This is a genomic window from Methylobacterium sp. GC_Met_2 (assembly GCF_026540795.1).
In the GTDB taxonomy this organism is placed as follows: domain Bacteria; phylum Pseudomonadota; class Alphaproteobacteria; order Rhizobiales; family Beijerinckiaceae; genus Methylobacterium.
In genome coordinates, this window is record NZ_JALNUM010000135.1 from 1 (window position 1) to 15697 (window position 15697).

General features: G+C 65.9%; 11 protein-coding genes. 7 read left to right on the forward strand and 4 right to left on the reverse strand.

What is annotated here, in order from left to right; translation table 11 throughout:
* Positions 1 to 778 precede the first annotated feature (778 nt).
* The 5 genes from OXS49_RS28875 (at position 779) to OXS49_RS28895 (ending at position 8234) form a co-directional block, all read left to right on the forward strand.
* Positions 779 to 1594, forward strand: a complete 816-nt coding sequence (locus OXS49_RS28875) for an FAD binding domain-containing protein (protein WP_267428116.1) — start codon at positions 779 to 781, stop codon at positions 1592 to 1594.
* The gene (locus OXS49_RS28880; RefSeq protein ID WP_267428117.1) at positions 1591 to 4299 is read left to right on the forward strand and encodes a molybdopterin cofactor-binding domain-containing protein; all 2709 of its coding nucleotides are present in this window, start codon (positions 1591 to 1593) and stop codon (positions 4297 to 4299) included. The genes OXS49_RS28875 and OXS49_RS28880 overlap by 4 nt, the downstream gene beginning before the upstream one ends.
* Entirely contained in the window at positions 4296 to 5252 is a 957-nt protein-coding gene (locus OXS49_RS28885) for an antibiotic biosynthesis monooxygenase (RefSeq protein WP_244002191.1), read from the forward strand. Before OXS49_RS28880 ends, OXS49_RS28885 begins: the two co-directional genes overlap by 4 nt.
* 71 nt (positions 5253 to 5323) lie before the next feature.
* On the forward strand, positions 5324 to 6433 hold the full coding sequence (locus tag OXS49_RS28890; RefSeq protein ID WP_267428118.1) for a hypothetical protein: 1110 nt from the start codon (positions 5324 to 5326) through the stop codon (positions 6431 to 6433).
* Positions 6434 to 6947: 514 nt separating this feature from the next.
* Positions 6948 to 8234, forward strand: coding sequence for a DUF4105 domain-containing protein (locus tag OXS49_RS28895; RefSeq protein WP_267428119.1), 1287 nt, complete (start codon positions 6948 to 6950; stop codon positions 8232 to 8234).
* Between the two features lie 122 nt (positions 8235 to 8356).
* Here the strand turns inward: OXS49_RS28895 and OXS49_RS28900 are convergent, their stop codons facing one another.
* The gene (locus tag OXS49_RS28900; RefSeq protein ID WP_267428120.1) at positions 8357 to 9175 is read right to left on the reverse strand and encodes an amidohydrolase family protein; all 819 of its coding nucleotides are present in this window, start codon (positions 9173 to 9175) and stop codon (positions 8357 to 8359) included.
* Positions 9176 to 9243: 68 nt separating this feature from the next.
* On the reverse strand, positions 9244 to 10575 hold the full coding sequence (locus OXS49_RS28905) for an MFS transporter (RefSeq protein ID WP_267428121.1): 1332 nt from the start codon (positions 10573 to 10575) through the stop codon (positions 9244 to 9246).
* Positions 10576 to 11085: 510 nt separating this feature from the next.
* On the opposite strand from OXS49_RS28905, the gene OXS49_RS28910 reads away from it, so the two are divergent.
* Together OXS49_RS28910 and fghA are read left to right on the forward strand one after the other, a co-directional pair.
* Positions 11086 to 12222 (forward strand): S-(hydroxymethyl)glutathione dehydrogenase/class III alcohol dehydrogenase, encoded by a 1137-nt coding sequence (locus OXS49_RS28910; protein WP_267428122.1) that lies wholly within the window; start codon positions 11086 to 11088, stop codon positions 12220 to 12222.
* 173 nt (positions 12223 to 12395) lie between these two features.
* Positions 12396 to 13229 carry an S-formylglutathione hydrolase gene (fghA, locus tag OXS49_RS28915; protein WP_267428123.1) on the forward strand — a complete coding sequence of 278 codons (834 nt, stop codon included), beginning with the start codon at positions 12396 to 12398 and terminating at the stop codon, positions 13227 to 13229.
* Between the two features lie 480 nt (positions 13230 to 13709).
* On the opposite strand, the gene OXS49_RS28920 is transcribed toward fghA, so the two are convergent.
* Positions 13710 to 14123 (reverse strand): DUF1236 domain-containing protein, encoded by a 414-nt coding sequence (locus OXS49_RS28920; protein ID WP_244002207.1) that lies wholly within the window; start codon positions 14121 to 14123, stop codon positions 13710 to 13712.
* A 59-nt stretch (positions 14124 to 14182) separates the two neighbouring features.
* Positions 14183 to 15328, reverse strand: coding sequence for an alpha/beta hydrolase (locus OXS49_RS28925; RefSeq protein WP_244002209.1), 1146 nt, complete (start codon positions 15326 to 15328; stop codon positions 14183 to 14185).
* Positions 15329 to 15697: the final 369 nt, after the last annotated feature.

The following is a 15697-nucleotide window of genomic DNA, read 5'->3' on the forward strand; positions in this document are numbered from 1 at the left end:
AGGCACTGGCAACCGACCCCGCGACGGTATGGGCCAAGCGCCGACGCAGCGCGATGGACAGTGTTGAAGATGTCGGCGCTCTCCTTCACAGGGCAGCCCATCACCGCGCCAGCTGTTCCATCGCGCTTGAACAGCACTCTGGCGCGATGACTTAGGATCCTCGATTCTCCCCCCATCCCAAGCCAGCCCCGAGGAACGGGACGGAGCGCAACTTCGCGGATGCCCTGATGCCGACAAATGCCAAAAGCGAGGATTTTTCTTGTCTCTCCATCCCACGGCCGCGAGCTGCGATCCGATACGGCTGCGGGCGTATCTTTGTGGCATCACTATACGCGTGAACGATCGGGATATTTACTGAAACGCACTAAGTAAAAATAATAATTCTAGCAATGATTACAGTAGTTACATATCATTTCTATGGACTCCCATGTATTGCATTGACGTGCGCATCCATGGCGTGTTTATTCCGCGATGACATCGGACAGAAGCTGAAAAGTCGACGGACCCTGCGTACCGCGGATCCCGCGAACGCCACGATCGGTACCTCCGCCGCGATGTAAACGCGCGGACGGCTTGATCCGTCTGAGGGCCGTTCTTTCACTTCCGAGTCGTTCACAGTCATTTTCATGTCTGTAAGCTATATAACAGCTATATCATCTCATTAATTTCGATGAAAACAAAATTGGCGCAGCACGTAAACAATTTATTTACTCGTAGCGCATCATGATGTTGTCATGATGCGCATAGATCTTGAGCCGATGAGCTTTGAAGGGCACCGATGAACCTTTCAACAATTGTGAACGTCAAGCGGCCGACGTCCCTAGACGAAGTCCAAGGCTGGCATGACGGGTGCTCGTGGCTCGCAGGCGGCACTTGGCTGTTCTCCGAGCCGCAGGTGGCGGTCGATACGCTGATCGACCTGGACCGGCTGGGCTGGGCGCCGCTGACGGTGACCGAGGCCGGGCTTGAGATCGCGGCCACCTGCCGGGTCGTCGAGCTGCACGCTTTCGCGGGCCTTGCTGAGTGGCACGCTGTGCCGCTGTTCCGGCAGTGCATCGACTCGTTCCTGATGTCGTTCAAGATCTGGAACGCTGCCACGATCGGCGGCAATGTCTGCATGTCGCTGCCGGCGGGCGCGATGATTTCGCTGACCGCGGCCCTGGAGGGCGTCTGCACGCTGTGGCCACGGGGTGGCGTGCCGCGCACGGTTCCGGTGGCCGAGTTCGTCACCGGCAACCACGCGAACGTGCTGCAGCCGGGCGAGTTGCTGCGCAGCATCCACCTGCCCGCCGCCGCGCTGACGAAGCGCACCGCCATGCGGCAGATCTCACTTACCAAGTTCGGGCGCTCGGCCGCGCTGATCATCGGCACGGTCGGTCAGGATGGTACTGATTTCCTGCTGACGGTGACGGCGGCGACGCCCAAGCCGGTGCAGCTGCGCTTCCCCGCCTGTCCCTCTGCCGACGCGCTGCGTGCCGCCCTCGACGCGCGCCTGCCGCCGGACGCCTACTTCGCCGACGTCCACGGCTCGGCCCCGTACAAGCGTCACGTCACGCAATACCTCGCTGAACAGATCCGGACGGAGCTCGCGTGACCCAGTATTCGATCAACGGCCGCGACTACGCCGCCGAGCCCGCCCCCGGCCAGTGCCTGCGGACCTTCTTGCGCGACCTCGATGTGTTCGGCGTCAAGAAGGGCTGCGACGCCGGCGATTGCGGCGCCTGCACCGTCCATATCGACGGAAAGCCGTTCCATTCCTGCCTGGTCCCGGCGTTCCGGGCCGAGGGCCGCACGGTCACCACCCTCGAGGGCCTGTCGGGCTGCGGTAACGACCTGCATCCCATGCAGCAGGCGTTCCGGGACGCTCAGGCGTTCCAATGCGGCTTCTGCACCGCCGGCATGATCATGACCGCGGTGACGCTGACCGATGCGCAGAAGGCCGACTTGCCGCACGCCCTGAAGGGCAACCTGTGCCGCTGCACCGGCTACCGCTCGATCGATGACGCGCTGCATGGCCGCTGCAACATCGAGGCGGACCTGCCCGGCCGGGCGCTCGGCGCCAGCCTGCCCAACCCGTTCACGGATTCCATCCTCACCGGTACCGCCCGCTACACCATGGATGTCGCGGTCGAGGGCCTGCTGCACCTGAAGGTGCTGCGCTCGCCCCACGCCCATGCCCGCATCGTGGCGATCGACGATGCCGCCGCCCGGGCTTTGCCCGGGGTGGTCGCGGTCTACACTTGGCAGGACGTGCCGAAGCGCCGGTTCAGTTCGGCCCTGCACGAGGACCACCTGGTCGATCCCGACGACATCCTGCTGCTCGATTCGGTCGCGCGCTTCGCCGGCCAGCGGGTCGCGGCCGTGGTCGCAGAGACCGAGGCGGCGGCCGAGGCGGGATGCCGGGCCCTGCGGGTCGATTACGAGATCCTGCCGGCGGTGTTCGATCCGGTCGCCGCCATGCGGCCCGGCGCGCCGCTGCTGCACCACAAGGAGCAGGTCACCGGGGACAGCAACATATTCTGCACGCTCCAGGGGGAGATCGGTGACGTGGCCGCCGGCTTCGCCGAGGCCGACGTGATCCACGAGGAGACCTACTCGACCACCCGGGTCCAGCACACGCACCTTGAGACCCACGGCTCGATCGCCTGGCAGGGCGAGGAAGGGCGCTGGCACGTCCGCACCAGCTCGCAGGCGCCGTTCGCGGTGCGCCAGAAGCTCGCCTACCTGATGGGGATCCCGCACCGGGATATCCACGTGTTCACCGAGCGGGTCGGCGGCGGCTTCGGCGGCAAGCAGGAGATGGTCTCGGAAGACCTCGTCCTGTTCGCCACGATGAAGCTCGGGCGCCCGGTGAAGTGGGAATGGACCCGGGAGGAGGAGTTCATCGGCGCCACGACGCGCCACCCGATGACCACGCGGGTCAAGATCGGCGCCCGCCGGGACGGCACGCTGACGGCGATCGACGTGGAAGTGGTCTCCAACACCGGGGCCTATGGCGGCCACGGCGGCGAGACCCTGGGGGCCGCGATGGCGAGCCCGATCGCGGTGTATCGCTGCCTCAACAAGAAGGGCATCGGCCACGCCGTCTACACCAACATGGTGCCGGGCGGAGGCTTCCGCGGCTACGGCGCCTCGCAGACCACCTTCGCGATCGAGTGCGCGATCGACGCCCTGGCCCGCCAGCTCGGCATCGATCCGTTCGCGATGCGGCGGTTGAACGTCGTGCAGCCCGGCGACAACATCGAGTCGATCTGGAAGGAGCCGAGCGACGCCAGCTTCGGCAGCTACGGCGTCAGGGAGTGCCTCGACATCGTCGAGCGCGAGCTGGAGAAGGGCAACGGCGTCGCCAGGCCCGAGGGCGCGGACTGGGCCGAGGGCACCGGCGTGGCGCTCGCCATGCTGGAATGCGGACCGCCGACCGAACATCGCTCGGGCGCCAAGATGCACCTGCTCCCGGACGGGACCTACCATCTCGCCTGCGGCTCGACCGAGATGGGCAACGGCATCACCACGGCGCACAAGCAGATCGCGGCCGCAATCCTGGGCGCGCGCGCCGACGATGTCGCGATCATCAACGCCGACACCGACCGCACCCCCTACGACACCGGCACCTTCGCCAGCACCGGCACCGTGGTCGGCGGCAAGGCGGTCCACCTGACAGCAGAGGCCATGGCGGAGGACATCCTCGACTTCGCCAGCCGACACACCGGGGTGCCGGTGGAGCAATGCCGGCTCGACACCGATGGCGGCGTGGTCTGCGGCAACCGGCGCCTGACGCTGGCCGAGCTCCACGCCGAGGGCACCAAGGTCGACCACCGGTTCATGGTCAGCCGGAAGTCTTATCTGTCGCCGCGGACCATCGCGTTCAACGTGCAGGGTGTCCGCCTGGCGGTACACCGGGTCACCGGCGAGATCCGGGTGCTCCACAGCGTCCACGCCGCCGATATCGGCAAGCCGATCAACCCGATGCAGTGCCGCGGCCAGCTCGATGGCGCGGTCGGCATGGGCTACGGCTGGGCCCTGGTCGAGACCATGGTGCATGACGGCGACGGCCGCATGGTCAACCCGCAGCTGCGCAACTGCCGGATCCCGACCTTCGCGGACACGCCCCACACCGACATCTTCTTCGCCGACACGGTCGACACGATCGGGCCGCTCGGGGCCAAATCACAGGGCGAGTGCGGCATCAACCCGGTTGCCCCGGCCGTCTCGAACGCGCTGGCCGACGCCACCGGGGTGCGGTTCGCCCATCTTCCGTTCACCCCCGACCGCCTGTTCGAAAAGCTCGCCAGCGCATGAGCACGTCAGCGGCGAGCGTCAGCATCGTCACCCAGACGACCGTCCGGCCGGAGAGCGCCGACGCCTTCGCCCGGTGGCAGGGCGACACCAGCGCGGTGGTGGCGACGTTTCCGGGCTTCATCGAGCAGCGGCTGATGCCGCCGCACCCGCCGCTGCAGGTCGATTGGGTGATCCTGCAGCGCTTCGACAGCCTGGACCATGCCCGGCACTGGCTGGGCTCGCCGGAGCGGCAATCCCGCATCGAGGGCGCCGCCCCGATGCTGGTCGGCCGTGACGATGTCCACATCGTCACCGACGATGCCAGCGCGGCCCGTACCGCCCCGGTCTCGGCGGTGATCAGCACCCGCGTGAAGCCTGGGATGGAGGCCGAATATCTCCGCTGGGAGCGGAAGGTCGCGGCTGCCCAGTCGAAGGCGCCCGGCCTGCAGGGCTACCGGCTCGAGCCGGCCGTGCCGGGGGTGCAGGAGGATTTCGTCGCGATCCTGCGGTTCGACAGTGATGCCAATCTGCAATCCTGGTTGAACTCCCCGGAGCGCCAGGCCCTGGTCGAGCAGGCGGCGCCGCTGACGGCGGAATTCCACACCCGGATGGTGCAGAGCGGCTTCGAGCAATGGTTCCGGAACGCGACGCCGGAGGGTGCTCCGGCGCCCCCGGCCTGGAAGATGAACATGATCGTCCTCCTGACGCTGTACCCGACGGTGTTCCTTTGGGGCCTGCTGATCGGCACGCCGTTTCTGGCGGGAACCCTGAAGCTGGATTTCCCCCTTGCCCTGTTCATCGGCAACGTCGTCAGCGTCCTGATCACCGCGCGGCTCGTGCCGTTCGCCGCTAAGCAGCTCGGCTGGTGGCTGGCACCCGCCGGGGACAAGCAGGCGGCCGTGGACCTGAAGGGCGCCGGCCTGCTGGCCGCGGCCTATGCGGTGATGATCCTGGTCTTCTGGAAAGTGCTGTGACGAACCAGGTCGCACGGATCGCCCCGGCCCGACCCGCCGGCCGGGCTGAGCGAGGATCCATGACCGTCGGGATGCCCCGGGCGGGCCTGCTGATCGCGGCGTCGCTGATGGCCGGCATCGGCGCGGCCCGATCCGAGACGGCGGCAAGCACGAACATTCAGACGAGCGCCGCCCAAGCCCTCGACCAGACGCTCAGCACGACTCAATGGGCCTCGACCGGGCCGAATCGGCAGGAGGCCGGGGTTCCTGTCGCCGCCGCGACCGTGATGGCCGCCCCGCCTCCGTCGTTCTTTTCGTTCTCCGACACCGTGGTCAGCTACCGCTTCCAGGGACCGTCCGCGGAGCCCGGCGTCTTCCGGGAACGCCCGGGCAGCCGCGGGGAGCCTGTTGAGGTGCCCAAGAATGTGGTCAACCTGTTCCACGCCAATTCCTGGGCCTACGGCACCAACCTGATTTCCCTCGATATTCTCCGATCCGGCCATCAAGACCCGGCGAGCGACAAGGTGATTAAGGACAAGGGTTACGGCGCGACCGAGGTCTACTTGATCTACCGGGGCGTCCTGAGCCCGAACAAGATCTTTGACACCAACGTCTTCGCAATTCCAGGTCTCGTGAAAGATATCGGCCTGTCATTCGGAGCCGACATCAACACAAAGGACACAAAATTCGATTCCGAGAAGCGCGCCGGCACCTTCGGAGTCAGCTTTGCGTTTGACGTGCCGGCCGGGTTCGTGAACCTGAAGGTCCAGGGCTACAAGGAATTCTCCCGTAATGGGTTCGCCGGGATTGCGCCGAAAGCCGGGGACATACCGGCGGCGATTCCCGGCTTCGATTACTCACACTTCCGCAGTGTCGAGTACAAGATGACGCCGGAATTTGAGCTGACCTACACCATCCCACTGGCCTTCACCGGCTTGCCCCTGGCGCTGGCCGGCTTCAACACCATCATCCTACCCAAGGGTCGCTACGGCAACGTCAACCAGTTCGACACGCGGACGGAATTCGCCTCGCAGACTAACCTGGTGCTGGATGTCGGGCAGCTGCTGGAGAACACGCCCAACCGGGTTGAGGTGTTCGTGGGCTTTCAGTATTGGCACAACAAGTTCGGCGGCGATCCGCGGAAGACACTCAACACTGAGGAGAAGGCTCTGATCGCGGGCGTTGCCTACCATCTCAAGTAGGATCACCCGCGGGCTCGTCAGAGCTCGAAGGGGCATTTCAGCGCTCTTTTGGTCGACTGATCGGGCACGCATCAGTCCCCTTGAACGGTCAAGGTCGCGTTGCGGCAAAGTTGTTTTGGACGAAGCTCCCATCGGGGGAAAAGTATCCGAGACGGGATCTAGGTAGTCGACTTTTTCAATCGTCTTCTCTTTAGCCCGTCTCTTCGCTTAGCTAGCAATGACGCGCCCGGGGGTTTTTCGCGTGACGTTGTCTTCAACGCCGAGCCACCAGATCAATGTCGGAACGGGGGAGGCGTCGCCCGATCGACCCGGCGATGGCGCGCTTTCCCCAGGGTCCATCAGCCCAAAAGGGCGGAGGCACCTTGGGCTCGCCGAAGCCAGACGCGGGGGCGATCCTGTCGAAGCAATGCTGTCCGCAAAGTCTAGCGCTCCGACGAGCCCTGGAGCCCTCCCTCTGTGGCTGCTTCTGGTGGGACGCGAGGCGGTCCATAACCGGTGGGGGATCGTCGCCGGCGTGGGCCTAATCTGGACGGGACTCGGCGGCGCCCTCGTGATCGATGCCCTCGACGGCGCCACGCACATTCCGGATCGCTGGTTCGGCCTCCTCCTCGTGTTCGAGGCAGCGAGCTCGGGAGTACGCGGCCTGATTGCCACCGGGGCTGCACGACGGCTGCGCTTGCTCAAGGCTGCGATACTCCTCGTCGTGGCCGTCCTGACGATGCTCGCTTCGGCCTCGAGCACGTTCCTCCTTGCGATGCTGTTCGGTACCGCCTTCCTGTTCGACGGCCTGACGCGGGTCGTCCTATCTCACGTCCTGCGCTTTCCCGGCTGGCACGGGTCGGTGGTGCATGGGGGCTTCGGCATCCTCTTGGGAATCCTCACCCTGCAGCCATACCCGACGTGGTATGCCGGCACGGTCGGTTTCAGCATCGGTGCCTTTCTGATGCTGTCCGGGATCAAGGTCATGGTCCGCGGCCTACGCCTACGGCGCCCGCCCAATTTCTTCGATACATCCAAGCAGGCGAGCGGGTCCGACACCGTCAAGATCTATGTTTGGACGCCCACCGGGACGGCGACAATTCCCACCCGACGCCGGCTCGTTCACCGCTACGTCATCTCGGTGGATGGGGTGGGGCACCTCTCCACCGGTCACGCCGCCTTGGAACTGGCGGGTGCGAAGGGAGCGGCCGGCTCCTGCGCAGACCTGGTTTGGGAAGACCCCCTTTATATGAGCCATTACCCCTCCGTGGAGATCGAGCGGTCGCCCGACAAACTGCGGGCGATCCTGCGCGCCGGTCCCGAGAACGACGTGCCGGGCCGCTTCCTGCGGAGCTACCGCGAAGAGGCAGCTGATTGGTGCGAGGCGACCGTGACGGTCACCCTTCAGGGTGTCGACGGCGGTCGCCTCCGCGCGTTCTGGAGTAGGTATCGCCGGGATGCGACCTACAACCTCGTCGGCCGGAACTGTTCGACGTGCGTCGTTGACGCCCTCGATGCTGCTGTCGAGGGCAACTTTTGCAGCGATGGTCGGCCGTGGCGCAGACTGGCGCGCGCGGTGCTGAGCCCGGAATTCTGGGCGGCCGCGCTCATGCGCAATGGCGCGGGCGCGATGACGTGGACCCCCGGTCTGGTCCTGGATTACACGCGAGCCCTGAGCGCCCTTATCGATCCCGTCGCGCCGGTGCCGGCCATCACATGGCAGGGCGTCAGGCGACGCTTGATGCGCAACGGGCGCGCGGAAACCGTCGCCCGCCAGCGTGGGCTCACCAGAGCGGAGCCTCAGGAGGCGAAGGTTGCCTGAGGGATCGATCCCGTCCGGTGCGGGTGACCTTATGGCCGCCCGCCGACAAAGCTGTGTGCACCATCCTCACCGAGGTGCGCTTTAGAATTTCCCCTGCCACTTCGGGGGCAAGCGCCACGAGCTCATGCGGCGTTGAACCGAAAGAGCTTCCTTGGCGTGTCCACAAGCACGACTTGACGATCTGCAGGTTCGGGCAGCCACGTCGCGAGATTGGCCAGCATTGCAGCGTAGGGCTCTTTGCCCTCGAACCCTGTATTCGGCCAATCGCTACCCCAGACGAGATGATCGAGGCCGAGATGCGCGCGCAGCAGCGGGATCGCCGTCCTGGCAATGGCGTCGCCATCAGGCCCGTTTCGGTAGGGGCCCGACAGCTTGAGGTAGAGACGGCCTGTGCGCCCGGCTTCCAGGATCCGGCGGAAGCCGGGATCATTCACGCCCGCCTTGGGATCCGGCTTTCCGAAATGGTCGGCTACCACGTTCACCCCCGCATCGAGGAGGGGCGAGAGCAGGTCGGGCCAGCGCCGCCCCTCGGCCTGGATCTCAACATGCCAGTCAAGGGCTGCGAGATGCGCGAGATGCCTGTGCCAGGCCGGGCTCGCGAGTTGCGGGTCAGGCTGGCCAATCAGGTTGAGGCGCACGCCAACCACACCCGCGGCATCCAGGGCTTCAAGCTCAACGGCGGAGATGCCGGGATCGACGACCGCGACGCACTGGAAGCGCGACGGATATGTCTTTCGCGCATCCAGCATGTAGCTGTTGTCGGTGCCGAGGAAGCTCGGCTGGATCAGCACTGCGCTGGAGATCCCGTTGGCGTCGAGAAGCTTGATGTAGTCCTCGGGCGTCGCGTCGTAATCCGGGGCGTAGCGAACGGATGGTGCCAGCTTGAGGCCGCGCTTGAAGACGTGCGCGTGGTTGTCGATCGCTGTGATCGGCTCGGACATCGCAAAACGCGGCCTCAGCGCGGCGGCTGCGATGCCCCCTTGGAACATCCGTCGCGAGATCATGGCGACTACTCGGCTGGCGCGGGGGCGGGTGCGCTCGCCTGAGCGCGGCTGCCGCGGCCGAGGATGATCGTCATGATGCTGCCGGCGCCCGTGAGGACGACGAGCGGCAGAAGCCCCATGGGGAAGCTGCCGGTGGCGTCCTTGATCACGCCCAGCAGCCACGAGGCGATACCGGTGCCGAGATGCGAGAGGGTGTTGATCGCCGCGATCCCCGCCGCCGCGGTGCCGGCCGAGAGCCATTCGGTGGCCATGGCCCAGAACGGCCCCTTGATCGCGTAATTGCCGAGCAGGGTGAAGCTCAGGAGCACCATCGTCAGGGTGAGCGAGCTGGTGAGGTTCGTGGCGGCGAGGCACAGGCAGGTCAGTGCCAGCGGCAGGGCCGTGCTGTAGACCCGCTCGCCCGACTTGTCGGCGCGCAGCCCCCAGAACACCATAAACACCGAGGCGATGCCGAAGGGGATCATGTTGAGGAGGCCGGTCTCGAGGTTCGAGAGCCCGAAGGACTTGAGGATCTGCGGCTGCCAGAGGGAAAGCGCGTTGCTGGTGGCCGACGAGCCCGAATAGATCAGCGCCAGCGCCCAGACGTACTTGTTCGACAGGACCTTCAGCAGCGGCAGGTGGTGCGCCACCGGTGCAGCGCCAACCTTGTCCGCCTCAAGCCGACGTTCGAGCCAAGCGCGCTGCTCAGGCGCCAGCCATTTCGCCTCTGCCGGCCGGCTTGGGAGCACGAAAAGAGCGGCGAGCCCGAGCAGCACCGCGGGGATTGCCTCCGCGATGAACAGCCACTGCCAGCCGTGCAGGCCAGCGGCGCCGTCGAGTTGAAGCAGCCCGGCTGACAGCGGCGAGCCCAGGAAGGACGAGATCGGGATCGCGACCATGAACAGCGCAACGATCCGTGCCCGGTATGCCTTCGGGAACCAGTAGGTCAGGTAGAGGATCACCCCGGGGAAGAACCCGGCTTCGGCTGCGCCCAACAGGAAGCGGCCGAAATAGAAACTGAAAGGGCCGACCACGAAGGCCATCGCCGCACCGACGAGGCCCCAGGTGATCATGATCCGCGCGATCCACACCCGCGCGCCGAACTTTTCCATCGCGAGATTACTCGGCACTTCGCACAGCACGTAGGCGACGAAGAACAGGCCACCGCCGATGCCGAACATCGCTTGGGAAAGACCGAGATCCTTGTTCATCGTGAGCGCGGCGAAGCCTGCATTCACACGATCAACATAGGCGATGAAGTAGCAGAGCACGAGGAACGGCACGATGCGCCAGCCGACCGCGCGCATTGTGCGACGTTCGATCCCCGGCAACTCGGTGGGAACGCTCGTTGTCGCCATATCCGACCTCCCCGGCCGTGTCGTTTTCTTTGACGTCGCAGGCGCGCAGGGTTTTAGCAGCGCCTGACCACTACAACCAGACAAGCGCGCCACACGGGGGCGACTGCTCCAGCGGATTGTCCCTTCCGTATCAGCCTTGCCGTCACGGACAGCGACACAACGGGTGACCACCGCTTCCGACCCCGAGCCGAAGCTGCCGGACGGTCGACTGCTTTGCCTGAGTGAACGGTGATTTGGCCCGGCCCCAGCGGCACGGGTCACAGGCACTGCGCGACCCATGTTCCGGCATGGGCGTGCGGCTCGAGCGGGGCGGATGCGCCCCCTTTCCCAATCCTGCCGAACGCCGGGGTCATGCACTGAACACGGGGGCGGGACATTGCATCTTGGCGTCAGAAGCAGCACACACGCGGCAGATTTTCGGACCGTCCGGTGCCCTGCCCTTAGGCGAGGTGCACCGGAGAGTCGGCAGTTCGGCGCCGTCCGTCATCATCCAGATAATAGGAAGACCTGATGAAGACTCGCGCCGCAGTCGCGTGGGAGGCCAAGAAGCCACTCACGATCGAGACCATCGACATCGAGGGGCCCAAGGCCGGCGAAGTTCTCGTCGAGTTGATGGCCACCGGCATCTGCCACACCGATGCCTACACGCTCTCGGGTCTCGATTCCGAGGGTAAGTTCCCGGCGATCCTCGGCCATGAAGGCGCAGGTATTGTCCGTGAGGTCGGCGCCGGTGTCACCACGCTGAAGCCCGGCGACCATGTGATCCCCCTGTACACGCCGGAATGCCGCAACTGTAAGTCCTGTCTGTCGCAGCGCACCAATCTGTGCACCGCGATCCGGGCGACCCAGGGGCAGGGTGTGATGCCGGATGGCACGAGCCGCTTCTCCTGCGTTTCCACCGGCGGCAGCCCTGGCGGTGCGAGCACCGTGTTCCACTACATGGGCTGCTCGACCTTCTCGAACTTCACGGTCCTGCCGGCCATTGCGCTCGCCAAGATCCGCGAAGACGCGCCCTTCGACAAGATCTGCTACATCGGTTGCGGCGTGACGACCGGCATCGGCGCGGTGATCTACACCGCCAAGGTCTGGCCGGGCGCCAACGTGGTGGTGTTCGGTCTCGGTGGCATCGGCCTCAACGTCCTCCAGGCCGCCCGGATGGTCGGGGCCGACAAGATCATCGGCGTCGACATCAACCCGGATAAGCAGGCCATGGCCCGCAAGTTCGGCATGACCCACTTCATCAACCCGAATGAGGTCGGCACCGACAAGGTGGTCCAGGCCATCGTCGATCTAACCGGCGGCGGCGCCGATTTCTCCTTCGATTGCACCGGCAACGTCCACGTGATGCGCCAGGCGCTCGAGTGCTGCCATCGCGGCTGGGGTGAGTCGATCGTCATCGGCGTGGCTGAAGCCGGCCGTGAGATCTCGACCCGTCCGTTCCAGCTCGTCACCGGCCGCGTCTGGAGGGGATCTGCCTTCGGTGGGGCCCGCGGGCGCACGGACGTGCCGAAGATCGTCGATTGGTACATGGAGGGTAAGATCAACATCGATGATCTCATCACCCACACCATGCCCCTGGAAGACATCAACCACGGTTTCGACCTCATGCAAGAAGGCAAGTCGATCCGTTCCGTTGTCGTTTACTGAGACCATCCGATCCGGGGCTCCCCGCTCTTCAGGGGCGGGGTCCCGGTGACCGGTGCCTCGTTCCTGTCGGGCAAGCCGACGGCTATGCGCGCCGCCCCGTAGTATCGAAATCCCAAGCCCGCCATCCGGCCCCGGAGCGCGGCTTTCGCCTCCCGAGCAGGAGATCGAAGCTCATGGAAACCATCTCGAAGGCCCGCGCCCATGGCGGCACGCAGGGCGTCTACAAGCACGATGCCCAGACCACGGGATGCCCGATGACCTTCGCGGTGTTCGTGCCGCCACAGGCCGAGAACGGTCCGGTCCCGGTGTTGTGGTACCTGTCGGGGCTCACCTGCACGCACGCCAACGTCATGGACAAAGGCGAGTATCGGGCGGCCGCCGCTCAGCATGGCGTGATCATCGTGGCCCCGGATACCAGCCCGCGCGGCCCGGGGATCCCGGACGAGGAGGGCAACTGGCAGTTCGGCTCCGGTGCCGGCTTTTATCTGGACGCCACCGAGGCGCCCTATGCGAAGAATTACAAGATGTGGAGCTACGTCACGGAGGAGCTGCCGGCGCTCATCGCGGCGAACTTCCCCGCCGACATGGCCCGTCAAGGCATCTTCGGCCATTCCATGGGCGGCCACGGAGCGCTCACCATCGCGCTGACCTACCCGGAGCGCTTCAAGTCCTGCTCCGCCTTCGCGCCGATCGCCCAGCCCTCCACGGCCGGCTGGTCGAAACCGGCCTTCGAGAAGTACCTCGGGTCCGACCCAGCCGCCTGGCGCGCCCACGACGCCACCGCGCTGATCGAAGACGGCAAGCGTTTCCCCGAGTTCCTGGTGGATCAGGGCACCGCCGACAGCTTCCTTCAGGATGGCCTGCGTCCCTGGCTGCTTGAGGAAGCCTGCAAGAAGGCCGGCATCGCGCTGACCCTCAACATGCGCGAGGGCTACGACCACTCGTACTTCTTCATCTCGACCTTCATGGCCGATCACATCGACTGGGCTGCCACCCGCCTGAAGTAACGTCGCCAGCGCGCGTCGCGCGCAATCGCGGGCGACGTCTCCGGCAGAAGGCGCACAAGGGCTACCAGATCCTGCTGCCGCAGAGCCCAACTCGGCGGCAGCCTGTCGGGCCTTTGTCTCAGGACCGCGAAGCCGGTCCTGTGCCCGGACGTGCTTGTCGACCTCCGGGTCAAGCAGGACCTCGTCGGGTCCTCCGTGCCATCCAGGCCGACGCAGCCCTGCGCAAAACACCCGTCCTCATGGCGACGGTCCTCGATGCGCGGATGCAGGCCGGCGCGCGGGGTCGTGGATTGTTTGCACAAGCCAGTGGCCTTGGACGAGCTCCACGCGGTGATGAACCGGTTTCGCCCGCAGGTCACCACCGCGGTTCAGGTCCCGCCTAGAGCTGTGCCCGATCGCGTTGCAATCGAGCACGGCTCTAAGCCCTTGTTCTCGCGCGCCCTCTTACGCCGAACCGGGCCCACTTCGGCGGAGAGCGCTCTAGTCGATAACTTCAACGACCCGTCGGGTGCGCGGGTCCACCAAAACCGGGTGGTCGTTCACGACGGTGTAGTTGTACGTCGGAAGGGCGAATTCTGGGGGAACATCGTAGTAGACGACGCCATCCTCCGGGAGGACGGTCCCAACCTTCACGGGGCCGGAATAGGCGAAGGACGGACGACGCTCGCCCGTGGCGTAGATGCGGAAGCGCTCGCGTCGGTCGATGCCGAGGATGCCGTTAGCCGTTCCCACCGCTGCCCCGACCGCACCACCGACGACGGCGCCCAAGGGACCGGCGATCATGGCGCCCCGGTTTGCCCCCTCTTGCGCGCCGCGCTCCAGCCCCTGTGCGTGCGCGGCGCCTGCCCATGCCAACGTCGCCGCCGCAACGACCAGTCGAACCGTGCGTGCCATTTTCCGTTCCCCATGATGCCGGAAGGCCCGGCGTTCTCGTTACCGATCGATCCGACGCTTCAGCGGCTGCCGGTCATGGCCCGCACGGGTGCGCCCGCTAGGTCGACCGCCGAACCGACTGTGTCCCGCAGGCCGGAGCCGACGTGAGACAGGTGCTCGCCGAAGGTCTCGCGGGTCTGCGGGTCGACAATGGCGACCGGGGCCGCAACTGCCAGCGCCGCCCCGGTCGCGGCCGTGGAGGCAGCTCCGGCAGCCGCGCTCACCAACCGGTCACCGATGCCGACCTGTCCATCCGAGATCGGCTGTCCGTCGGCGAGGCGCTTGCCCAGCAGGGCGACGACATCCCCGGAGGCGTACTTGCCGTGGTTCAGCGGGTCATCGCCCTTCACCGTCGACAGATTCAGCACACCGATCTTCTGGCGTTCGAGTTCGGACCGGTATGGCTCGACGTTCGGGTCGATGGCGCCCAACCTGACGCTGTCGCCCCAGACCAACCGCGACACCGCCAGAGCCTGATCATCGCCAGACACCATCAACGTCAGGCGCGGCCGGTCCGGCCCCATGTCGCGGAACGCTTCGCGGGCGAGGTCCATGTCGACATCGGGGGCGGCGAGGATGACGTTGCGGATTTTAGGGGCCACGCGCCGGTCGCGAATGGCCATCTGGCGGAGGCTTTCCAGGGTCAGCCAGTTGCCCATGGAGTGGGCGAGTACAGTGATCTCACCAACATTCGGATCCCTGGCCAAATCCCGCAGCAGAGTCTCCAAGCCGTTGCGCGAGAAGTTGGTGCTCTCCCGGTCGTAGCCGTAGGCGAGCACTGACCCCTTGGAGGGCCAAGTAAACAGAACCGGGGCGACCTCGGCACCCGAGTCATGCACAATCTGCGCGAAGCGGAAGACTGCGTCCTCGAACTTGTTGTTGAAGCCGTGGACGAACACGAGCACGTGGCGCTTGGCCCCACGCCGGACGGCGCGGCCGGTCCAGGCCGCGACCTTCGAGCGGTCGACCGGATCGGCGCGCAAGGCGACGAAATCGGTCGCGGGGTTGCCGGGCAGCGACTTCGGCCACTGCACCGTGCCGGGCTGCCGGGTGGTGTTCGGCGGGATGGAGACGGCAAGATCCGTGTAGGAGACCGCATCGCCGCGTTCACCCGAGAACAGCACCCCCCGGTCGGCGGCCGACTTGCGAGTCGTTGCCACCAGCATGTCGACACGTGAGGTGCCAGGAACCGACCCAGTCACGGCGACGGGCAAAAGCACGCCGGTCGGCCGGCCGGCACAGGCCCCTGACGCGAGCAACGGTAGGAGAACAGCGAAGGCCGGGCCCGCACGACACAGCCGTCCAAAATGCAAGCCCATCCGTTCCCTCGAGCCGGATCATCCTAGGCAGCGTAGGACGGACGAATGGTTAAGCGACCGTCAAGGTGCGGGCGGTCCATGCGGAGCGATTGTGGCGACCGGCGGACGAAACCTCAACGGGCTCCAGAGCCGCTTGGTCGCACGCATGGGCGACCGCATCGCCGATGCTGCCCGCCGAGGTTACCAGCGGGCCTGCAATCCGGCGGCGATCACCTG

Coding starts and splice junctions, on each gene's coding strand:
- OXS49_RS28890 (WP_267428118.1), top strand. CDS start 5,324: ATGCCCCGGGCGGGCCTGCTGATCGCGGCGTCGCTGATGGCCGGCATC.
- OXS49_RS28910 (WP_267428122.1), top strand. CDS start 11,086: ATGAAGACTCGCGCCGCAGTCGCGTGGGAGGCCAAGAAGCCACTCACG.
- OXS49_RS28905 (WP_267428121.1), bottom strand. CDS start 10,575: ATGGCGACAACGAGCGTTCCCACCGAGTTGCCGGGGATCGAACGTCGC.
- fghA (WP_267428123.1), top strand. CDS start 12,396: ATGGAAACCATCTCGAAGGCCCGCGCCCATGGCGGCACGCAGGGCGTC.
- OXS49_RS28925 (WP_244002209.1), bottom strand. CDS start 15,328: ATGCTGGTGGCAACGACTCGCAAGTCGGCCGCCGACCGGGGGGTGCTG.
- OXS49_RS28885 (WP_244002191.1), top strand. CDS start 4,296: ATGAGCACGTCAGCGGCGAGCGTCAGCATCGTCACCCAGACGACCGTC.
- OXS49_RS28875 (WP_267428116.1), top strand. CDS start 779: ATGAACCTTTCAACAATTGTGAACGTCAAGCGGCCGACGTCCCTAGAC.
- OXS49_RS28900 (WP_267428120.1), bottom strand. CDS start 9,175: ATGTCCGAGCCGATCACAGCGATCGACAACCACGCGCACGTCTTCAAG.
- OXS49_RS28920 (WP_244002207.1), bottom strand. CDS start 14,123: ATGGCACGCACGGTTCGACTGGTCGTTGCGGCGGCGACGTTGGCATGG.